Origin of the sequence: Streptomyces sp. SM18 (assembly GCF_002910775.2) — a bacterium.
Lineage (GTDB): Bacteria > Actinomycetota > Actinomycetes > Streptomycetales > Streptomycetaceae > Streptomyces > Streptomyces halstedii.
Genome location: NZ_CP029342.1, coordinates 7,459,007 through 7,480,557, shown reverse-complemented (window position 1 = coordinate 7,480,557; position 21,551 = coordinate 7,459,007). Strand labels below are relative to the sequence as shown.

16 protein-coding genes and 1 pseudogene are annotated in these 21,551 nt (G+C 73.7%); 12 read left to right on the top strand and 5 right to left on the bottom strand.

All coding sequences use genetic code 11. The annotated features are described in order from the left end of the window. The first annotated feature begins 73 nt into the window (after positions 1–73). Positions 74–346 carry an HPr family phosphocarrier protein gene (locus B9S64_RS33070; protein WP_103492740.1) on the top strand — a complete coding sequence of 91 codons (273 nt, stop codon included), beginning with the start codon at positions 74–76 and terminating at the stop codon, positions 344–346. A 71-nt stretch (positions 347–417) separates the two neighbouring features. Here the strand turns inward: B9S64_RS33070 and thpR are convergent, their stop codons facing one another. Beyond that, the gene (gene thpR, locus B9S64_RS33065; protein ID WP_103492750.1) at positions 418–1,014 is read right to left on the bottom strand and encodes an RNA 2',3'-cyclic phosphodiesterase; all 597 of its coding nucleotides are present in this window, start codon (positions 1,012–1,014) and stop codon (positions 418–420) included. Between the two features lie 136 nt (positions 1,015–1,150). Beyond that, entirely contained in the window at positions 1,151–1,531 is a 381-nt protein-coding gene (locus tag B9S64_RS33060; RefSeq protein WP_103492739.1) for a VOC family protein, read from the bottom strand. A gap of 345 nt (positions 1,532–1,876) precedes the next feature. Here B9S64_RS33060 and B9S64_RS33055 point away from each other — a divergent pair, with 345 nt between their 5' ends. From B9S64_RS33055 to B9S64_RS33045, 3 genes are all read left to right on the top strand, one after another. Then, the gene (locus B9S64_RS33055; RefSeq protein ID WP_103492738.1) at positions 1,877–2,419 is read left to right on the top strand and encodes an SRPBCC family protein; all 543 of its coding nucleotides are present in this window, start codon (positions 1,877–1,879) and stop codon (positions 2,417–2,419) included. A gap of 108 nt (positions 2,420–2,527) precedes the next feature. Continuing rightward, the gene (locus tag B9S64_RS33050) at positions 2,528–4,111 is read left to right on the top strand and encodes a class I adenylate-forming enzyme family protein (protein ID WP_103492737.1); all 1,584 of its coding nucleotides are present in this window, start codon (positions 2,528–2,530) and stop codon (positions 4,109–4,111) included. A 117-nt stretch (positions 4,112–4,228) separates the two neighbouring features. Next, positions 4,229–5,803: a class I adenylate-forming enzyme family protein gene (locus tag B9S64_RS33045; RefSeq protein ID WP_103492736.1), complete on the top strand. Its 1,575-nt coding sequence runs from the start codon at positions 4,229–4,231 to the stop codon at positions 5,801–5,803. 62 nt (positions 5,804–5,865) lie between these two features. On the opposite strand, the pseudogene B9S64_RS33040 reads toward B9S64_RS33045, so the two are convergent. From B9S64_RS33040 to B9S64_RS33030, 3 genes and pseudogenes are all read right to left on the bottom strand, one after another. Next, positions 5,866–7,715 (bottom strand): annotated as a pseudogene (locus B9S64_RS33040) (acetolactate synthase large subunit). A 278-nt stretch (positions 7,716–7,993) separates the two neighbouring features. Next, positions 7,994–9,214 (bottom strand): MFS transporter, encoded by a 1,221-nt coding sequence (locus tag B9S64_RS33035; protein WP_103492734.1) that lies wholly within the window; start codon positions 9,212–9,214, stop codon positions 7,994–7,996. Between the two features lie 94 nt (positions 9,215–9,308). Next, positions 9,309–9,794 (bottom strand): Rrf2 family transcriptional regulator, encoded by a 486-nt coding sequence (locus B9S64_RS33030; protein WP_103492733.1) that lies wholly within the window; start codon positions 9,792–9,794, stop codon positions 9,309–9,311. Between the two features lie 284 nt (positions 9,795–10,078). Between B9S64_RS33030 and B9S64_RS33025 the strand changes: the two genes are divergently transcribed. The 8 genes from B9S64_RS33025 (at position 10,079) to B9S64_RS32990 (ending at position 21,283) form a co-directional block, all read left to right on the top strand. After that, positions 10,079–11,083, top strand: coding sequence for an NADPH:quinone reductase (locus B9S64_RS33025; RefSeq protein ID WP_103492732.1), 1,005 nt, complete (start codon positions 10,079–10,081; stop codon positions 11,081–11,083). An 83-nt stretch (positions 11,084–11,166) separates the two neighbouring features. After that, complete coding sequence (locus B9S64_RS33020; protein ID WP_103492731.1) at positions 11,167–13,146, top strand: FAD/NAD(P)-binding domain-containing protein; 1,980 nt, start codon at positions 11,167–11,169, stop codon at positions 13,144–13,146. Then, positions 13,143–14,576, top strand: coding sequence for a 3-carboxy-cis,cis-muconate cycloisomerase (gene pcaB / locus B9S64_RS33015; protein WP_103505207.1), 1,434 nt, complete (start codon positions 13,143–13,145; stop codon positions 14,574–14,576). Before B9S64_RS33020 ends, pcaB begins: the two co-directional genes overlap by 4 nt. A 441-nt stretch (positions 14,577–15,017) precedes the next feature. Then, positions 15,018–16,190, top strand: a complete 1,173-nt coding sequence (locus tag B9S64_RS33010) for a transposase (RefSeq protein WP_258038023.1) — start codon at positions 15,018–15,020, stop codon at positions 16,188–16,190. 458 nt (positions 16,191–16,648) lie between these two features. Then, complete coding sequence (locus B9S64_RS33005) at positions 16,649–17,830, top strand: 3-deoxy-7-phosphoheptulonate synthase (RefSeq protein ID WP_103493329.1); 1,182 nt, start codon at positions 16,649–16,651, stop codon at positions 17,828–17,830. Positions 17,831–17,899: 69 nt separating this feature from the next. Beyond that, on the top strand, positions 17,900–18,670 hold the full coding sequence (locus B9S64_RS33000; protein WP_103493330.1) for a 2,3-dihydro-2,3-dihydroxybenzoate dehydrogenase: 771 nt from the start codon (positions 17,900–17,902) through the stop codon (positions 18,668–18,670). A gap of 40 nt (positions 18,671–18,710) precedes the next feature. Further along, the gene (locus tag B9S64_RS32995; RefSeq protein WP_103493331.1) at positions 18,711–19,334 is read left to right on the top strand and encodes an isochorismatase family protein; all 624 of its coding nucleotides are present in this window, start codon (positions 18,711–18,713) and stop codon (positions 19,332–19,334) included. Next, positions 19,331–21,283, top strand: a complete 1,953-nt coding sequence (locus tag B9S64_RS32990) for an anthranilate synthase family protein (RefSeq protein WP_103493332.1) — start codon at positions 19,331–19,333, stop codon at positions 21,281–21,283. Before B9S64_RS32995 ends, B9S64_RS32990 begins: the two co-directional genes overlap by 4 nt. Positions 21,284–21,551 lie beyond the last annotated feature (268 nt).

Here is a 21,551-nt window from a genome sequence, read left to right as displayed (position 1 = left end):
GGCTCCGTCTTGGAACGGAGGCGGAGCCGGCTCCGGGGCACGCGGTCGCATGTCCGTCCCACAGGAGTGATCCATGTACCAGCGCACCGTCACCGTCGGCTCCCCCAGGGGCCTGCACGCCCGCCCCGCCTCGGTGTTCGTCCAGGCCGCCACCCGCCAGCCCGTCAAGGTGACGATCGCGCGGGACGGAGGCGAGCCGGTCGACGCCCGGAGCATGCTCTCGGTCCTCGCCCTGGCCGCGCGGCACGGCGACTCCGTGGTCCTGACCGCCGTCGGTGACGGGGGGCAGGAGGCCGTCGAGGAGCTGGCGGCTCTTCTCTCCCAGGACCTCGACGCCACGGGCTGACCCCGGCACGCCCTATGACACGACGTCATGTGCGGCGATCGTCTCGTCTCGGCGAGCACACCGGATCCGAATCAGGACCCGGTGTGCTCGCCGTCGCCCAGAGGCCACGCCGCGATGTCGCGGTAGTGGATCGGCCCATGACTGCGGCCCACGTTGCTGCCGACCAGGTGCAGGCGTTCGGCTGGCCACCGTCGGCCGGTGAATCCGGCGAGCCCCTCGGCGATCTCCGCCGCCGAGGTCCTGTCTCCCCGGCGGGCGCGGGCCAAGGTCAGATGGGGCCACAGGGGGCGGCCCTCGAAGGCGACACCGCAGTCCTTGACGACGGTACGCACATCGGTGGCGAGCGTGTGCAGCGCGTCGAGGTCACCGTCGATCCCGGTCCACAGCACCCGGTCGTCGAAGTTCCCGCTGCCGCGCAGGGACAGCCGGGGCGGTCGGTGGGCCGCCGCGAGGCCGGCGAGCGGCCGGCGCAGGAGCGGCACCGTCTCGGCCGGCAGTTCCCCGAGGAACGCCAGGGTGATGTGCCAGTCCTCGACGCGGTTCCACCGCAGGTGAGGGTGGGTGCCGTAGGCGGGGCGCAGCAGCCGGGCGAGTTCTTCCTTGGCGTGGTCGGGCGGGGCGAGGGCGATGAACACGCGGTGGGTCGCGGGCCGGGTCTGTTCGTTCACACCGCACTTCGTACCGCATCGGGTGTCCGAGGCGAACGGCCGCCCACGGGGAAAGGGGACCGGGACGACGAACCGGCGCTCGTCGTCCTCGGCCACCCCGCCTTCGCCGGCCCGCGCGGGGCGTGACCGATGAGCGTCAGAGCGGGTTGATGCGGGCCTTCAGCAGGCAGAACTCGTTGCCCTCGGGGTCGGCCAGGACGTGCCACTGCTCCTCCCCCGTCTGGCCGATGTCGGCAGGGCGCGCGCCGAGTGCCAGAAGGCGTGCGAGTTCGGCGTCCTGGTCGCGGTCGGTGGCGTTGACATCGATGTGCAGCCGGGGCTTCCCCTCCTCCGGCTCGTCCCTGCGGCTGAGGATGATCGTCGGCTGCGGACCGCCGAACCCCTCGCGCGGTCCGATCTCCAACGTGCCGTCGTCCTCGCGGTCGAGTACGACGAAGTCCAGGACCTCGCACCAGAACCGCGCCAGCACCTCGGGGTCACGGCAGCCGAGCACGAGTTCACTGATACGACATGCCATGGACCGAACCTGCTCTCTACGTGGGAATCGCCGGGGCCGCACCGGACTCGTGGGCTCCCGGCGGGGAGACGACGCCGCGACCGTACCGGACGCGGCGAGCACGGGCGACCCGATTTCGGGGGCGGCTGACCGGGGCGCGCGGGTGGACGCGCCCCGCCCGTCCACCCCCGTGCGAGGGGTGGACGGGCGGGGCCGTGGGTCGTCCAGGACGGCGGCGGGTCAGCGGCGGGCGGCGGCCGTGCCGCGCACGCCCTCCGTGTCCGGCTTCGCGCACGCAATTCGACTTGACGTACCCGTGGCCCTTACCTTGACCCGCCCCCCGAAGGCTCTGTCAGTATCCTCGGCATGAGTGAGATCAACGACGAAAAGACGCCTCTGTTTCGGTCGCGGGCCGCAATTCGTATTGCGGCCGCACCTCATGAGGTCTATTCGGTGATCAGCGATCTGCCGCGCAGCGGTGAGTGGAGTCCGGAATGCCGGGGCGGGTCCTGGGTCCTCGGGGAACCCGGTGCCGTGGGTGCCGTGTTCCAGGGGGAGAACGTACGCGGTCCGGGGGTCGTCCCCTGGGCCCCGGTGGTGCGCGGGGGGTGGACCACCAGGGCGGAGGTGGTGGCCGCCGAGCCGGGGCGTTCCTTCCGCTGGGCCATGCACAACGCGGCCGGGGTCACGCAGGACAGCGTGTGGGGCTTCGACGTCGAGGAGGACGGCGAGGGGAGCGTGCTGACCCACCACTTCCGGATGGGCACGGCCACCGAGGGCGTCGTCGGGATCACCGCGGAGATGGACGAGAACGGGAAAAGGCGATTCTTCGCGGAGTGGGGGGAGAAGATCGACGGCGATCTCGCCGCCACCCTTCGGCGTATCAAGGATGTCATCGAGAAACGGTGATCTGATTTCCGTTCCGTGCGGTCCGCTTGTTTCCAGGACGTCCATTTCCGCGGACTGCCACCTGTCGGTCGAAGGCACACAGAAAAGCCGTGGCAGAGAAGGACGCAGATGCTTCTTCAGCGTATCGGAAATCAGGGTATTCAACTCGGGCGGCTCTTCGAACGGGCCGCCTCCCGGCACGGAGCGAACGTCCTCGTCCTGGACCACGACCTCGACATCGCACCGGAGCTGGGCCGCCGGGCGACCGTCGCCGAGGTGGCGGACGTGGTGGACGACATCGCGTCCCGGCTGTGGGCAGCGAGGGTCCGTCCGGGCGAGCGTGTCGTCGTCCACAAGTCCGACGGTTTCGACATCATGCTGCTGGCCTGCGCGGCGGCGCGCATCGGCGCCGTGCCGGTGCTGCTCTCACCGGCGCTCGACGGCGAGACGGTCGCCGAGCTGGTCCGCCGGACGGACCGGCCGTACCTGATCACCGATCAGGAGAAGCTGGAGAACGAGCTGCCGGCGGAGGTGGCCGGTCTCGCCGAGCGGGTGATCCTCACCTCCGGCAGCCACCCGGGCTGTCTGGAGCTGGCCGCGCTGGCGGGCGTGGAGCGTGTCGCCCCGGTCGTCATGCCCGCCCGGCACCCGGTGCTGATCACCCACACCTCGGGCACCACGGGTACGCCCAAACTGGCCGTGCACACCGGGTTCAGTCTCCAGTCGCGCTACCGCCCCCAGGCCTCCGTCACCCGGCCGCTGATACCGGGCCGGGAGACCATCGCGATCCATGTCTCCTTCGTGCACTCGCGGCTCGTGACCGCGCTCGCCGTGGCGCTGCGCCGGGGCTTCCCCCTCGTGGTGCTCCGCGATCCGGACCCCAAGCGGGTGGGTGATCTGTTCGCCCGGCTGAAGCCGGGCATCCTGGAGGCGCACCCCAACTCGTTCATGGAGTGGGAGGAGCTGGCGGACGACCCGCGCGGACCGCTGTCCAACGTCAAGCTGTTCAGCAGCACCTTCGACGCCATCCACCCGCGCACCGTGCACCGGCTGCTGCGGGCGAGCAGGCGCCGGGCTCCGATGTTCGGGCAGCTGTACGGGCAGAGCGAGGTGGGCCCGGCGGTGGTACGGGGATTCACCCGGCGCCGCACCCTGGACGACGACGGCCGGTGCGTCGGCATGCCGTTCCCCGGGATGACGGACGTACGGGTGGTCAGCCGCGACGGGAACCCGTCCTCCGCGCGGAACCCCGGCTACATCGAGGTCCGCAGCGACGGACGGATCGTCACCTACCTCGGGGAGCGGGCACGGTACGACGCCCAGGTGTCCGACGGCGGCTGGTGGCGCATGGGCGACGTCGGCTACCGGACCCGGTGGGGCTGCGTGCACCTGCTGGACCGCGAGGTCGACCTCATCGAGGGGTTCGGCAGCACGCTCGCCGCCGAGGACACGCTCTTCGGGAAGCTGCCGGAGCTCACCGAGGCCATCATCATCCCCGGACCGGACGGCAGGGCCGTACCCGTGGTGTGCACCAGGGACGACAAGCCCCTCGACCCGGTGGCCTGGAAGCGCGCGGCGGCCGCCCTGCCGCCGATGGCGGAGCCCGTGCAGTGGCGGCTCGGGGATCTGCCGCAGACCGCCACGACGAAGATCAAGCGCCTGGAGCTCGCCCGTCTGCTGGCCGACGGCAGCGGGACGCCGCCCCGGCGGTAGCGACGCCCCCGCCACCCGTCTGCCGACCGGCACCCCGTACACAGACCGGCCCGCCGACCGCCCGTGGCCACGTCCGGGTGCGTGTCGTTCCGAGACCAACCGAACGGGAAGAGAAGCATGTTCCTGCAACGCATCGGCAACAAGGGCATCCGGCTCGGCACGGTCTTCGACCGGGCGGCCGCGCGTCATCCCGCGAACCCCGTCTACCTGGACCACACGCTCGACATCGCGCCGGAGCTGGGACACCGGGTGACTCTGACCGAGATCGCGGATCTGGTCGACGACCTCGCCTCCCGGCTGTGGGCCTCCCGGGTGCGCCCCGGGGACCATGTGGTCGTCCACAAGTCGGACAACTTCGACATCTCCCTGCTCGCCTACAGCGTGGCGCGTGTCGGGGCTGTGCCGGTCCTGCTGTCGCCGAAGCTGGACGGCGAGACCGTCGCCCGGCTGCTGGGGCGGCTGCGCCGGCCGACCCTGGTGACCGACCAGGCGAAGCTGGAAAAGGAACTGCCGTCCGACGTGTTCGAGTTGACGGAACGGGTGCTGCTGGCGGCCGGGAGCTTCCCGGAGGCGGTCTCGCTGGACGCGCTCGCCGGGGTCGCGCGCGTCCGCCCGGTGACCCGGCCGCAGCACCTCCCGGCGCTGATCACGCACACCTCGGGCACCACCGGGCTGCCGAAACTGGCCGTCCAGACCGGGCACACGATCCAGGCCCGCTGCCGCCCTCAGTCGGTCCTGCTCGCGCCGGTGAGCCGCCGCGAACCCATCGCCGTCCACGTCTCGTTCGCGCATTCGAGGATGATCAGCGGGGCGGCGCTGTTCGCGTCGCGTGGTCATCCGCTCATCGTGCTGCGGGACGACGATCCGGAGCGGGTGGCCCAGCTCTTCTCCCGGATCCCTCCGGGCATGGTCGAGTCGCACCCCAACACGCTGCTGCACTGGGAGGTGCTGGCTGACCATCCCGCCAGGCCGCTGGCCCGGGTGCGCTGCTTCAGCAACACCTTCGACGCCATCCACCCCCGTACGGTGGACACGCTGCTGGGTGCCTCGGAGCGGCGCATGCCGTTCTTCGCGCAGACGTACGGGCAGAGCGAGACCGGGGCCGTCTGCGCGCGGACCTACACCCGGCGCCACCGAGTGGGCGCCGACGGCAGGTGCGTGGGCCGGAACTTCTCCGGGCTGACCGAGGTGCGGGTGGTGAGCCGGGACGGGCGCACGCCCACCAAGGACTCCCCCGGTCACATCGAGGCGCGCAGCGGCGGGCAGATCGTCACCTACCTCGGCGAACAGGAGCGGTTCGACGGGCAGTTCTCGGCGGACGGCTGGTGGCGGATGGGGGACCTCGGTTACCGCACCCGGTGGGGGTGCGTGCACCTGCTGGACCGGGAGGTGGACGAGATCCCGGGCATCAGCAGCACGCTGGAACTGGAGGACAAGCTGTTCACGCGGCTTCCGGAGCTGCTGGAGGTGATCATCGTCCCGGGCGGCGGCGGGGCGCCGGTCCCCGTGGTGTGCACCCGCGGGGACGCGCCGCTCGACCGTGCCCGGTGGCGGAGCGCGGTGGTGGATCTGCCGGAGCTGGCGGAGCCGGTGCAGCGGCGGCTGGAGGAGCTGCCGCACACCGCCACCACCAAGGTCAAGCGACTGGAGCTGGCCCGGCTGCTGGCCGGGCCCGAGGGCGCCGCCGGCTGAGCGGGCGGGGCCCGGCGGCCGGCCCTTTCACGGGCCGGCCGCCGGGCCCTCGTACGAGGTGTTCAGTCGGCCACGTCACCGAAGTCGGGGCGCACGCCCAGCGCGGACCGGATCTCGTCGTTGCTGGTGCCGGCGGCGACCATCGGCCAGACCATGGCGTCCTGGTGGACGATGAAGTCCACGACGACGGGCCGGTCGTCGACGGCGTTGGCTTTCCGGATGACGGCGTCGAGGTCGGACGGGTCCTCGCAGCGCAGGCCGACACAGCCCATCGCCTCGGCCAGCTTCACGAAGTCGGGCACACGGGTGCCGTGCACGGGCGCGGCGGCGCCGGACGCGGCCGGAGGCCGGTGCAGCGCGGTGTGGGAGTAGCGCTGGTCGTAGAAGAGGGTCTGCCACTGGCGGACCATTCCGAGGGCGCCGTTGTTGATGACGGCGACCTTGATCGGGATGTTGTTGAGCGCGCAGGTGGTGAGCTCCTGGTTGGTCATCTGGAAGCAGCCGTCGCCGTCGACGGCCCACACGGTGGCGTCCGGGCGGCCGGCCTTGGCGCCCATCGCGGCCGGGACGGCGTAGCCCATGGTGCCCGCTCCCCCGGAGTTCAGCCAGTGGCGGGGCTCCTCGAAGCGGAGGAACTGCGAGGCCCACATCTGGTGCTGGCCGACGCCCGCCGCGAAGACGGTCCCCTCGGGGGCGAGCCGGCCGATCCGTTCGATGACCTGCTGGGGTGACAGGCGGCCCTCGGGGGCGGGTTCGTAGCCGAGCGGGTAGCGGGTCCGCCAGTCGTCGAGCCGTTCCCACCAGGCGGTGTAGTCGCCGTGGTTGCCCGCCTCGCGCTCGGAGCGGACGACGTGGAGCAGGGCCTCCAGCACCTCGCGGGCGTCGCCGACGATCGGCACGTCGGCGGCGCGGTTCTTGCCGATCTCGGCCGGATCGACGTCCGCGTGCACGATTCCGGCGTGCGGGGCGAAGCTGTCCAGTTTGCCGGTCACCCGGTCGTCGAAGCGCGCGCCGAGGGCGAAGATCAGGTCCGCCTTCTGGAGGGCGGTCACCGCGGCCACCGTGCCGTGCATGCCGGGCATGCCCAGGCAGCGGGGATGGCCCGCCGGGATGGTGCCCAGTGCCATCAGGGTGGTGACGACGGGGACCCCGGTCAGCTCCACGAGGGACCTCAGCTCGTCGGCGGCCCCGGCCTTGACGACGCCTCCGCCGACGTAGAGGACCGGGCGTTCGGCCGCCAGGAGCAGCTCGGCGGCCTGGCGGATCTGCCGTTCGTGCGGCCTGCCGACGCGCTGGTAGCCGGGCAGTTCGGTCCGCTGCGGCGGGCAGTACGCGGCCGGTCGCTGGAGGGCGTCCTTGGTGATGTCGACCAGGACCGGACCGGGGCGGCCGGTGGAGGCGACGTGAAACGCCTCCGCGATCACGCGCGGGATGTCGGCCGGATCGGTGACCAGGTAGTTGTGTTTGGTGATCGGCACGGTGATGCCGCAGATGTCCGCCTCCTGGAAGGAGTCGGTGCCGATCGACGAGGAGGGCACCTGCCCCGTGACGGCGACGATCGGCACCGAGTCCATGTAGGCGTCGGCGATGGCCGTGACCAGGTTGGTGGCGCCCGGCCCGGACGTGGCCATGCAGACGCCGACCTTGCCGGTGGCCTGGGCGTATCCGGTGGCCGCGTGGCCGGCGCCCTGCTCGTGGCGGACCAGGATGTGCCGGAGCTTGACGGAGTCCATCAGCGGGTCGTAGGCGGGCAGGACCGCACCGCCCGGGATGCCGAAGACGGTGTCGGCCCCGGCTTCCTCCAGCGCGCGGATGAGGGCCTGGGCGCCGGTCAGGCGGGGCGCGGTGTCGCCGGTCCCGGGCTCCAGGACGGTGGGCGGGGCGGCGGTCTCCGTCTGCTCCGCGCGGTCAGCTGTCGCGTACTCGGTCATCTTTCTCTCCAGCCTCTCGGTTTCTTCGACGTGGGTCCCCCTGGGGCGGGGGCGGGTTCTGGCCGGGCCCCGCGTCCGCCGAGGTGCGCGGGCGCGTCGGGGGCCGGGCCGTCGTCGTGAGAACCGGGGCAGCAGGGTCGCCTCCGCGCCGGTCGTCCGGGGCCGCGTGCCGGGGTGGTCCGGCGGGTGTGCGGCGCCACGACGTGGAACGGCGGCCGGGACTCTGGTCGTCCGGGCCGCTGCGGACATCGGGTACGGCTCAGTCCGCGCGGGCGGCCGAGCGTGCCGTGACGCGCAGGAAGAGCAGGGCCACGAACGCCAGGGCGGCGCCGAGTCCGTACACGGTCGCCATTCCGGCCGGGAGCGTGAGCCCGCCGAGCACGGTGCCGAGGCCGATGCCGAGGTAGATCGAGGAGGAGTTCAGGGAGACCACCAGAGGGGCCTCCTGGGGCGCGACCTCGATGAGCCGGTGCTGCTGCGGGGGCGTCTGGCACCAGCTGCTCGCTCCCCAGAGCAGGACCAGCAGGCCGACCGCCACGCGCAGCGAGACATCGGCGGCGGCGAGCCAGGCCAGCAGGCCGAGGGCGAGCACCATGCAGACGTATCCGGTGGTCAGGACCCGGACGGAGCCCCAGCGGTCGGTCGCGTAGCCGGCGGCGAGGTTGCCGATGACGGCGCCCAGGCCGTAGAGGAAGAGCATCCAGAGCAGCGCGCTCTCCGGGATGTCCACCGCGGCGAGGGCGGGGACGCTGTAGGCGTAGGCGGTGTAGCACGCTCCCATGCCGAGCACGGTGAGGGGCAGTACGGCGAGTACGGCCGGACGGCGCAGCACCGCGAGCCGGGTGCGCAGGGGCACGCGCGCGTTGCCGGGCAGCGCGGGCATGATCACCCGCAGCCAGGCGGCGACGAGCAGGCACAGCGCGGCCACCAGGCCGAGGGCGGTCCGCCATCCCAGCCAGTGGCTCGCCAGGTTGCCGAGGGGTACCCCGAGCGCGGTGGCGACGGTGAGGCCCCCGACGACCACGGCCAGGGCGCGGGCCCGGAGTTCGGGGCGGACGAGCGCGGCGCTCACCGCACCGGCGCAGGGTGTGTAGGCGGCGGCGCCCGCGGCTGCCAGGACCCGGCTGGCGATCAGTACGGCGAAGTTCGGTGCCAGCGCCGAGCCGAGGTTGGCCACGCCGAGGGTGAGCAGGGCGAGCACCAGCAGGGTCCGGCGCGGCAGGCGCGCGGTGGCGGTGGCGAGCACCGGTGAGAGGACGGCGTAGGCGCCCGCGAACACGGTGACGGACTGGCCGGCCCGCGCCGCCGACACGTGCAGGGAGTCGGCCATGGAGGGCAGGAACCCGGCCACCACGAAGGCGTCCGTGCCGACGGCGAACGTGCCTAAGGCCAGGACCAGGGTGGAGGAGAGTCCCCCCGGCTCGGTCTTCGACTCCCGGCCGACGGCCGGGCGGTCGGACGAAACAGAGACATCAGACATCCAGATTCTCCTTACAGGTGTGCGCGGGGGTGGGAGCCGCGTGGCGGGCGGCTCGGCACGGCGGGTACGGTCGGCGCCTCGTGCGGGCGTGCGGTCAGCGGCTCGTCCGGGTGTAGCGGCGCCGGTTGCGGTCGGCCGCCCCAGGGGGCGCGGCCGCCATCAGGTCCGCCACGCTCTGTCCGGCGAGCTCACGGCGCCAGGCCAGTTCGGCCCGGCGCATCGCGGAGGCGACTCCGCAGGGCCGCTGGAACTCCTGGATGAGCTCGGCGGTCTCCTCCTCTTCCGCCCGCTGCCGGATCTCGGTGCAGCGGAAGACGTCGTCCCGTCCCTCGATGGCGGTGACCACGTCCATGAGGGTGATCCGCTCCGGGGGGCGGGCCAGCCGGAAGCCGCCCCGGGCCCCGGCCGTGGAGCTGAGGATGCCCGCCCGGACCAGGGCTTGCAGACGCTTGTTCAGGTACGCGGGCGGCAGCCCGAACCAGGCCGCGAGTGTCGCCGTCGGCACCGGTTCGTCGTCTTCGAGCCAGGCCAGCGCCAGACAGCAGTGCAGGCCCCACTCGACTCCCTCACCCATCCGCATAACCAGGATGATAGATGTCCAGGTTCCTGTTCCGCGCGGACTCGACGGGAATGCGCCAAAGTTGACGCGTCGCCATGTGTACGGAACGGCTCCGGGCCTGGAAGCGCCCTGGGACTGTCCGGGTCCGTACGCGTACCCGGCGGCGCCGGCCCGACGGATCGGTGGCGGCGACCTGACGGATCGGTGGCCGAGGTGACGGACCCAGGACACGGAGGTGACGGGTCCTGGACGGTACCGCGCCCTCAACCGGTCGGAGGGGCCGGGCGCGACGAGAATCCAGCACCATGCGTGCCGCCTACGTCGAAGAGCTCGGTTCCCCTGACCTCATCCAGGTCGGTGAGGTGCCCCCGCCCCGGCCAGGTCCCGACGACGTGCTCGTGGACGTCGAGGTGACCGCCGTCAACCACGTCGACACCTTCGTGCGGTCGGGCGCGTGGCGCACGCCCGTGCCCTTCCCCTTCGTCATCGGACGGGACGTGGTGGGCACGGTCTCCCGGGCCGGGCCCGGAGCACCGGGCTTCGCCGCCGGAGACCGGGTGTGGTGCAGCAGCCTGGGGCACGCGGGCCGTCAGGGCGCGGCCGCCGAGCGGGTGGCGGTGCCCGCCGACCGGCTGTACCGGCTGCCGGAGGGCGCCGACGCGGTGGACGCGGTGGCGCTGTCCCACCCGGCCTCGACCGCCTACCTCGCGCTCTTCACCCACGGGCGGATGCGCGCGGGCGAGACGGTCGTCGTCCTCGGGGGCGCGGGAAACGTCGGCGGCGCCGCGGTGGTGATGGCCGCTCAGGCCGGTGCGCGCGTGGTGGCCGTCGCCTCCGCCGAGGACGCGGACCACTGCCGGGGGCTCGGCGCCAACCATGTCGTGGACTACCGGGACCCCGGGGCGCCGCGGTCGATCCGCGCGTACGCCCCGGGAGGTGTTGACCTGCACATCGACACCTCCGGCAGCAACGACCTGGAGACGGCGGTGGACCTCCTCGCCCCGCGCGGGCGCGCCGTCGTCCTCGCCGGTCTGCGGACCCGGCCGGTGCTGCCGACCGGGGCGCTGTACCTCCACGACCGGTCGGTGCACGGCTTCGCCATCTCCAACGCCCGGCCCGACGAACTCGCCGACGCGGCCGCGCACATCAACACCCTGGTGGCCGACGGGACGCTGCGTCCCCGGGCCACGGAGGTGCTGCCGCTGGGCGAGGCCGCCGAGGCCCACCGGAGGCTGGAGGCGGGCAAGGTCGCCGGAAAACTGGTACTGCGCGTCGCCGAGGGCTGCCCCGTCGGCGGTACGGCGGCCTGACGCGCCTCCTCACACGAGCCCCCGCACATTCCCCCCGCCCGCACGACGACGTGCCGCCCCCCTCTGAGAGAAGGAGAGTCCCCATGACGAAACGCCGGCTGGAGATCGCCGTCGTCGGTGCCGGACCACGCGGACTGTCGGTCCTGGAACGGCTCTGCGCGAACGAGCGCCACGCGCCCTCCCACGACGTCCTCGTGGTGCACATGATCGACCCGTCGCCTCCCGGGGCGGGGGCTGTCTGGCGCACCGCGCAGTCCCGCCATCTGCTGATGAACACCGTGACGTCCCAGATCACTGTGTTCACGGACGACAGCGTGGGCATCGACGGCCCCGTCGAGCCCGGCCCCTCGCTGTACGAGTGGGCCCGCGGCCTCGCGCTGCTGGGCGACGTCGAGCGGTACGGGCCCGAGACCATCGCCGAGGCCCGCGCCCTCGGCCCCGACGCCTACCCCAGCCGCGCCTTCTACGGCCACTACCTCGACGACTGCTTCCGGCGGGTCGTCGCCGACGCGCCCGGACACATCAGGGTGGTGGCGCACCGCTCGCGGGCGGTCGCCATGGCCGACACCCACGGCTCGCCCTCGGGCCCGCAGGGCGTCCGGCTGGAGAACGGGGTCCGGCTCAACCGTCTGGACGCGGTCGTGCTGGCGCAGGGGCATCTGCCGTCCCGGCTCACCCGGCGCGACGCGCGTACCGCGAGCCTGGCCCGGATCCACCACCTCGCCTACTTCGCCCCGGCCAACCCCGCCGACGTGGACCTGAGCGGTGTACGCCCGGGGCGCAACGTGCTGCTGCGGGGGCTGGGCCTGAACTTCTTCGACCACATGACGCTGCTGACCGCGGGCCGGGGCGGAACCTTCGTACAGGGGGACGGCCGTCTCGTGTACCGGCCTTCGGGGCAGGAGCCGCGGCTGTACGCGTTCTCCCGCCGCGGTGTGCCCTACCACGCCCGCGGCGAGAACGAGAAGGGCGCGCACGGACGCCACCTCCCCCGGTTCCTCGACGCCGACCGCGTCGCCGCGCTGCGCCGCCGCGCCGCACGGGGTGAACGGGTCGACTTCCGCGCCGACGTGTGGCCGCTGATCTCCCGCGAGGTGGAAGGCGTCCACTACGGCGCCCTGCTCGCCGCGCGCGGACAGGAGGCGGAACGCGCACGCTTCACCGAGCGCTGGGCCGCCCTCGGGCCGGACGCGGACCCGGCACCGCTGCTGGCCGAGTCCGGGATCACCGAGGCCGAGCGCTGGGACTGGGACCGGCTGGCCCATCCGCTCAGGGGCCGTACGTTCACCGGCCGGGCCGACTTCCGGGCGTGGCTGCTGGACCACCTGGCCCGGGACGTCGTGGCGGCGCGCGAGGGCAACGTCAGCGGTCCGCTGAAGGCCGCGCTGGACGTGCTGCGCGACCTGCGCAACGAGATCCGGCTCGTCGTCGACCACGGCGGTCTGGCGGGCGACTCCCACCGTGACGACCTGGAGGGCTGGTACACGCCGCTGAACGCGTTCTTGTCCATCGGGCCGCCGGTGTCGCGGATCGAGGAGATGACGGCCCTGATCGAGGCGGGGGTGCTCACGGTGCTCGGCCCCGGGGTGCAGGTGCGGCTCGACACCAACGCCCAGTTGTTCGTGGCGCGTTCGGAGGCGGTACCGGGTGAGCCGGTGCGGGCGACCACACTGATCGAGGCCCGGCTGCCCGAGCCGGACCTCAGGTGCACCGCCGATCCGCTGCTGCGCCATCTGCTCGACACCGACCAGGTGTCCGCGTACCGGATCGACGGTCCCCCGGGCACGGCCTACGAGACCGGGGGCCTCGCCGTCACCGAGCGGCCGTACCACCTCCTGGACGGCCGGGGCCGGGCCCATCCGCGCCGGTTCGCCTACGGGGTGCCCACGGAGGCCGTGCACTGGGTGACGGCCGCGGGCATCCGGCCGGGCGTGGACTCGGTGACGCTCGGCGACTCCGACGCCATCGCGCGCACCGTGCTGGCGCTGCCCCCGGTCGCCCGGACGCCCGCCGCCGTGGGGGCCATGGAGGCCGGGACCGGCCTCACCGAGGTGGTCGTATGACCTCCGCGTCCGAGCGGGCGCCCGGCACGTCCGGGGCCGACGCGGCCCTCGTGGACGCGGGGCTGCTGTCGCCGGTCCGCGCCGGCACCCCGGTGGAACCCGTCGTCGGCGACACGGCGTGGCTGCAGGCCATGCTCGACGCCGAGGCGGCGCTGACCCGCGCCCAGGCCCGCCTGGGAACCGTCCCCGAGCGGGCCGCCGAGGCCGTCACCGCCGCCGCCCGCGCCGAGCGGCTGGACCTGCGTGCCCTCGCGCTCGCCGCACGGGAGACCGCCAATCCCGTCGTCCCGCTCGTCCAGGCACTCGCCCGGGAGGTCGCCCGCACCGACCCGGGCGCCGCGGAGTACGTGCACCGCGGCTCCACCAGCCAGGACGTCCTGGACACCGCCGCCATGCTGGTGGCGCACCGGGCGCTGGCCGTCATACGGGCCGACCTGGCCGCCACCGAGGAGGCGGTGGCCCGGCTCGCCGGGCGGTACCGCGACACCCCGGTCGCGGGGCGGACCCTGGCGCTGCACGCGGTGCCCACCACCTTCGGCCTCAAGGCGGCGGGCTGGCTGCGGCTGGTGCGGGACGCCGACGCGCGACTGGCGCGGGTGCGTGAGCACGGGCTGCCCGTCTCGCTCGGCGGCGCGGCCGGGACCCTCGCCGGATACGTCGAGTACGCCCGGCTCGACGGCCCGGATCCCGGCGTGGACGCCGGGGTGTTCGCGGACCGGCTCACGGAGGCCTACGCGCGGGAGACGGGTCTCGTCGCGCCCGTACTGCCCTGGCACACGCTGCGGACGCCGATCGCGGACCTGGCCTCCGCGCTCGCGTTCACGGCCGGGGCGCTCGGGAAGATCGCCGTCGATGTGCAGGGGATGGCGAGGACCGAGGTCGCCGAGGTGCGGGAACCCGGCGGCCCCGGGCACGGCCGGTCCTCCGCGATGCCGCACAAACGCAATCCCGTGCTGTCCACCCTGGTGCGCTGCGCCGCCCTCCAGGTACCCGCGCTGGCGGCGGCCCTGACGCAGAGCCTCGTCTCGGAGGACGAACGCTCGGCCGGTGCCTGGCACGCCGAGTGGCTGCTGTCGCGTGAGTGCCTGCGCCTGGTCGGCGGGGCCGCGCACACCTGCGCGGCCCTGGTGCGGGGCCTGGAGGCCGATCCGCGTCGTATGCGCGAGAACCTGGACCTCACCGGGGGCCTGGTGACGTCCGAGCGGATCGCGGCCGTCCTGGCCCCTCACGTCGGCAAGGCGGCGGCCAAGCGGCTGCTGGACGAGGCCGCCACCACCGCCGTGCGCACCGGGCGGGACCTGGCCGGCGTACTGGCGGACATGAAGGAGGTGTCGGAGCACCTGAGCGCGGCCCGGCTGGCCGAGCTGTGCGACCCGGCACGGTACACCGGTGCCGCACCACAGTTGGTGGACCGGGCCCTGCGCCCCTGACTCCGAGGGGCGTGCCGGGGCGCCCCCGGCACGCCCCGGCCTGTCCCGGCCCTCCCCGGCCCTTCCCGGCTTTTGCCAGCCGTTCCCGGCCGGACTCCCGGCGGAGGCAGCGGTTCCGGCGGTTCACCGCTCACACGGAACTGACCTGCGCGTTTGCCGATCCTCTCCCGTCTCTCAGCTGCCCTGTGTGACGCTCCGACACCGAATCGTGACGTCCGGATCGTTGACCATCGGCCGTCGTGCACCGCACGGATCCGCGCCGGCCGGTCCCGCGAGGGCCTCGGCCGGCCGAGGGAGGTAATCGTGAGAGGTAGCGTGCCGTCGCAGCACGACGGTCCGGGCCGGCCCGGCCCGGAACCGGTCGAACGCGCGGGGCCGTTCGAGGGGGTCGGACCCTTGTGGCCGTCGGAGCACGTCGGGCGGCTCCGGCCGGCTGGGCCCGTGGACCCGGCGGAGTCCACCGCGTACATCGCCGCGCTGTCGGAGCTGGGGCCCCGGCTGTTCTCCTCCATGCCGCGCAGCGACCAGCGCGCCAAGGGCATGCACTACCTGCGTGGTCTGCTGGAGGCCGAGGGGCGCAAGTCCATCCGCAACATCGCGACGCTCTTCGGCGGCGACGCGACGGAGCAGAGCCTGCACCACTTCATCACCAGTTCCACCTGGGACTGGGTGCCGGTGCGGCGTGCGCTGGCGCAGTACGTGGAGCGGGTGGCTCCACCGCAGGCGTACGTGGTCCACCCGTTGATCATCCCCAGGGCGGGGGCGACGTCGGTGGGGGTCGAGCGGCGCTATGTGCCCGCGCTGGGCCAGGTGGTCAACTCCCAGCAGGCGGTGGGGGTGTGGGCCGCGGCCCCGTACTGGAGTGCCCCGCTGAACTGGAGGCTCCAGCTGCCCCGGAGGTGGCTGGCGGACCAGCGCACGCGCCGTCAGGCCGCCATACCCGAGGCCGAGGTGGCGGAGAGTCTGGGCCAGTGCTCCGTCACGGCCTGTCTGGAGCTGATCAGGAAGTACCGTCTGCCGGTCAGACCGGTGGTGATGGACGCCCGCGAGACGGACGTGGCCACGACCATCGGGCGGCTGCGTGACGCGGACACCCCGATGCTGCTGCGGATCGACGGTGCCCTGCGGCTGATCGTCGAGGAGCCCGGGTTCCCCCGGAGGGGCGTCGGCATGACGGCGCAGCAGATCATGTCGACCGTGTGGCACATGCGGCGCCCGGGGCGGCGGGCGGGCCCGCGCACGCCGGCCCCCGACCCGGTGGGGGCCGTCGGCGGGGTGGTCACCGTCGCGGCCACGACGGCCGCCGACGCGGGCCGGCCGGCGGACAGGAACGACATGCTGCTGATCGGGGTCGCGGAGCGGGGGCAGTGGCCCGCGCAACTGTGGCTCACCGACCTGACCGCCCTGAGCCCCGGCGAGCTGCTCCGGCTGACCCGGCTGACCCTCCGGGTGGAGCGGGACCTGGCGGACATCGGCGGTGAGGTGGGATTCAGGGACTTCTCGGGGCGGCTGTTCACCGGGTGGCACCGCCACATCACCCTCGCCTCGGCCGCCCACACGGTCAGGGTGCAGCACCGGCTGGCGGGATCGCTGCTGCCGGCCGGATCGGGCTGAGCGGCGGAGAGCGCCGCCGCTCCCGCCGGGTCCGGTGACGGCGGCCCGGTCTCCCCGTACGGTCCCGGCTCCGGCCGGCGGACGCTACCGCGCCACGCGGCCGTGCGGGCGGTGCCGGGAGCGGGTCCGTCAGGTCGGTGTGACCGGTGCCGGTGGGACCTGACGGACCCTGGAGGCGACCTGACGGACCGGCCGGGCCAGTTGACGGATGGTGGCGGCGGGCGTTGGCCGGGGCCCCGGCTCCCGCACAGGATCGGGCGTCGGGCCGATCGCCCGAGGAGATCCCCGGACCTGACCGCCGCCCCCGCACCGAGCCGTCCGTCCGGGGAAGTCCTCTCCCGGCGGGCCCGGTGAACCGCATGTGCGCAGCCCTGCCGCCCTGGCGCAGGTCCCTTCCCCTTCCCGCACGACGCCGGTCCCGTACGGCCGGCCGTGTGCCCGTCCCGTCGGAGGCAACCGTGGAGAACACCCTGCTCGGCATCCGGCTCGCACCCGCCCCGCACCAGCCCGCCTGGGAGGACGCCGCACAGGTCGCGCGGGTCAGGACGGAACTGGCCGCCCGGCCACCGCTGGTGTCCGGCGGTGACGTCCACCTTCTGCGGTCACAGCTGGCCCGGGTGGCCGCCGGTGAGGCCCAGGTGATCCAGGCGGGCGACTGCGCCGAGGACCCCGACGAGTGCACGGCCGGGCATGTCGCGCGCAAGGCCGCCCTGCTGGATCTGATGGCCGGCGCCCTGGGTCTGCTGACGCAGCGGCCGGTGCTGCGGGCGGGCCGGATCGCCGGCCAGTACGCGAAGCCGCGCTCCCGTCCGGTCGAGACGGTCGGCGGGGTCGAACTGCCCGTGTTCCGGGGCCACATGGTCAACAGCCCGGAGCCGGACCCGGACGCCAGACGCCCGGATCCGCTGCGGCTCCTCACCGGCTACATGGCCGCCCGGGACGTGCTGCGGCACCTCGGGTGGCCCCCTTCCGCCGGGGCCCGCGAGCGCGGGATCGGCGCCCGGGTGTGGACGAGTCACGAGGCGTTGCTCCTCGACTACGAGGTGCCGATGCTGCGCCGTGACGACGACGGCCGGCTGCTGCTGGCGTCCACCCACTGGCCGTGGATCGGCGAGCGGACCCGGCAGGTGGACGGCGCGCACGTCGCGCTCCTCGCCGAGGTGGCCAACCCGGTCGCCTGCAAGGTGGGGCCGCGCATGACGGCGGGGGACCTGCTGGCGCTGTGCTCCCGGCTCGACCCGGAGCGTGAGCCGGGGCGGCTCACCCTGATCGCGCGCATGGGCGCCGACACCGTCGCCGACGCGCTGCCGCCGCTGGTGGCGGCGGTCCACGGGGCAGGGCACCCGGTGATCTGGCTGACCGATCCGCTGCACGGCAACACCGTCACCGCGCCCGGCGGCCTCAAGACCCGGTTCGTCGGGACCGTCGGGCGCGAGGCCGCCGCCTTCCGCCGGGCGGTGGAGGACGCGGGTGGCGTCGCCGGGGGGCTCCATCTGGAGACCACGCCCGACGCGGTCACCGAGTGCGTCGAGGACGCGTCGGCCGTCCACCGGGTCGGAGGAGGGGCGTACACGACCTTCTGCGACCCACGGCTCACCCCGGAGCAGGCGCTCTCGGTGATCTCCGCCTGGGGCGGGTGACCCCGCCCCGGCGAAGACCGCACGTACCGCACCGCACTGTCCGCACCACTCGGATGGAGGTCCGTAGAAGTGAGGAAGACCATCGCCCTCGTCACAGGGGCGGCAGGAGGCATCGGCAGCGCCGTCACCCGCGCCCTGGCGGAGCGGGGGACGGCCGTGGCCGCCGTCGACCGCGACGCGGAACAGCTCGAACAGGTCACCGGCGCCTTCGCCGCGAAGGGGCTGGACGTCGCGGCGTTCCCGGCGGACGTCACCCGCGCCGAGGACGTGGAGCGCGCGGTGGCGGCGGTCGAGCGGCACCTCGGCCCGGTGGACCACCTCGTCAACGCGGCGGGCGTGCTGCGGACGGGCGAAGCGGTCGCGCTCACCGACGACGACTGGAACGACACCTTCGCGGTCAACACCGCCGGTGTCTTCCACGTCTCGCGCGCCGTGGTGGGCCGCATGACGCGACGCGGGCACGGCAGCGTGGTCACGGTGGCGTCCAACGCGGCCGGGACACCCCGCACGGGGATGGCCGCGTACGCGGCGTCCAAGGCGGCGGCCGCCATGTTCACCAAGTGCCTCGGTCTGGAGGTCGCCCGGTACGGCGTCCGATGCAACGTCGTCGCGCCGGGGTCCACGGACACCCCCATGCTCAGCTCGATGTGGGAGGACGCCTCGGGTCCCCGCAGGACGATCGAGGGCATCCCCGAGAGCTTCAAGGTCGGCATCCCGCTCGGGAAGCTCGCCCGGCCCGACGACATCGCGGACGCCGTGGTGTTCCTGCTCTCGGACCGGGCGTCCCACATCACCCTGCACAGCCTCCTCGTGGACGGCGGCGCCTCCCTGGGTAACTGACCACGAGCCCGCCGGACCCACGAGACAACGAGAGGACGTCATGGCCGGCATCCCGACCATCGAGCCCTACGCCCTGCCCACGGCCGGGGAGCTGCCCCGCAACACGGCCCCCTGGACCATCGACCCCTCGCGCGCCGTGCTGCTCGTCCACGACATGCAGCGCTACTTCCTGGCCGCGCTGCCCGAAGCCCTGCGTTCCCCACTGGTCGAGAACGCGGCCCTGTTGCGCCGGCAGTGTGCCGGACTCGGCGTCCCGGTCGCCTACACGGCGCAGCCGGGCGGTATGACGGAGCGGCAGCGGGGCCTGCTGAAGGACTTCTGGGGCGCGGGCATGCGCCCCTCCCCCGCCGACCGCGAGGTCGTCGAGCCGCTCGCCCCGCGCCCCGGGGACTGGCTGCTCACCAAGTGGCGGTACAGCGCCTTCTTCCGTACCGACCTGCTCGACCGGATGCGCGGCCACGGGCGCGACCAGCTGATCGTCTGCGGGGTGTACGCGCACATCGGCGTGCTCGCCACGGCCGTGGAGTCCTTCAGCCACGACATCGAGACCTTCCTGGTGGCGGACGCCGTGGCCGACTTCCGCCGGGAGGACCACCGCATGGCGGTGGAGTACGCCGCCCGGCGCTGTGCCGTCGTCACCACGGTCAAGGAGGCGTTCGCGTGACGCCGTCGGCCGGGCCGGCGGGGCCGTCCGGGCCGCTCGGACGGATCCTCGGCGGCGATCCGCCGCCGTTCGCCGTGCTGCACCGCCCCGAGACCACCGGCCCCGGCGTGCTGGAGGTCCTGGTCGGTGAGGTGTCCGAGCACGCGTCACTCGCGGATCTGCCTCTGCGGGCGGCGGGCGCGGGCGCTCCGGGCGGGTACGACACCGTCGTCGTCATGCCGTACCGCCAGATCGCCGAGCGGGGGTTCGCGGCGCCCGACGACGGGGCGCCGCTGCTCGCGCTGACGGTGACCGGACAGGAGACCGTGCCGCTCGCCAAGGCGGTGGCGCGGATCGGCGACCGGCCGATCCGGGTGGACGGCGGCCGTTTCGACATCGGTGACGAGCCGTACGCGGACCTGGTGCGCCGGGTCGTCACCGACGAGATCGGCCAGGGCGTCGGCTCCAACTTCGTCCTCAAGCGCACCTTCACCGCCGAGATCGCCTCCTACGGCCCGCGCAGCGCCCTCACGCTCTTCCGGCGGCTGCTGGAGCGGGAGACGGGCTCCTACTGGACGTTCGTCGTCCACACGGGTGCCCGTACGTTCGTCGGGGCCACTCCGGAGCGGCACATCAGCGTGCGCGGCGGCACGGCGGTGATGAACCCCGTCAGCGGCACGTACCGCTATCCGCCGTCGGGGCCCACCCTGCCGGAGGTGATGGCCTTCCTCGCGGACGCCAAGGAGGCCGAGGAACTCACCATGGTGGTCGACGAAGAGCTGAAGATGATGGCCCGCATCTGCGACGGCGGCGGCCGGGTCACCGGCCCGCACCTGAAGGAGATGGCCCGGCTCGCCCACACCGAGTACTTCATCGAGGGCCGCACCACGCGCGACCCCCGGGAGATCCTGCGCGAGACCATGTTCGCCCCCACGGTGACGGGCAGTCCGCTGGAGAGCGCCGCCCGGGTCATCAGCCGGTACGAACCCGAGGGGCGCGGCTACTACAGCGGGGTCGTCGCGCTCGTCGGGCGGGACGCGCGGGGGGCGGCGGAGCTGGACTCCGCGATCCTCATCCGGACCGCCGACATCGCGGCCGACGGCGCGCTGCGGATCGCTGTGGGGGCGACGCTGGTGCGCCACTCCGACCCCGCCTCCGAGGTCGCCGAGACCCGGGCGAAGGCCGAGGCGCTGATCTCCGCCCTGCACGCGGGGCCGTCCGCCCGCTTCGCGGACCACCCGGAGGTGCGGTCGGCGCTGGCCCGCCGCAACGAGGACATGGCCGCGTTCTGGCTGGCCGGGGGCACGGACCCGGACCGGTGCGACCCGGCGCTCACCGGGCGGCGGGTGCTGGTCGTGGACGCCGAGGACACCTTCACCTCGATGCTCGGGCATCAACTGCGCGCCCTGGGGCTCGCGGTGACGGTGCGCCGCTTCGACGAGCCGTACGCGCTGGAGGGACACGACCTGGTCGTCCTGGGGCCGGGGCCCGGTGACCCGCGCGATGCCGCGCATCCCAAGATCGGTCATCTGCGCGGCACGGTCCGCAGGCTCCTGGACGAGCGGCGGCAGCCCTTCCTCGCCGTCTGTCTCAGCCATCAGGTGCTCGCCGCCGAGCTGGGCTTCGCCCTGGTGCGCCGGCCGGTGCCCAACCAGGGCACGCGGCGGGAGATCGACCTGTTCGGCCGCATCGAACAGGTCGGCTTCTACAACACGTTCGCCGCCCGCGGCGGCGAGGACAAGCGGGACTGCGGCGGGGTCGGGGCCGTGGAGGTGAGCCGCGACCCGGACACCGGTGAGGTGCACGCCCTGCGGGGTCCGCACTTCGCGTCGGTGCAGTTCCATCCGGAATCGGTCCTCACACGGGACGGGGTGCGCATCGTCGGGGCGCTGCTCACCGGGTTGCCGGAGGGCGGTCCCACGGGAGGGGGACCGCCGGGCGGCGGGACGGCGGCGCCGTCCGGATCCTGACCGGCGTCTCACATCGTGGCACGTGGGGGTAGGCGGAAAAGTCACTACCCCGCGCCCCGCGCATCCACGATCATTGGAGGCACCGCTGAGCACGGACGACCATCGACGCGCCGTTGACAGGTGACACCAGGCAGCCTTGCACCCGGGGATGGCAAGTGATCCGCGTTTCCTCTTCGAACGACGGGGCCGTGCACGGGCCCCTCGGTACGCGACCGGCGCGGGCGCGCCCCTTGTGCCGTCGTGCGAGACGGCCGGAGCGGTGTTGCCG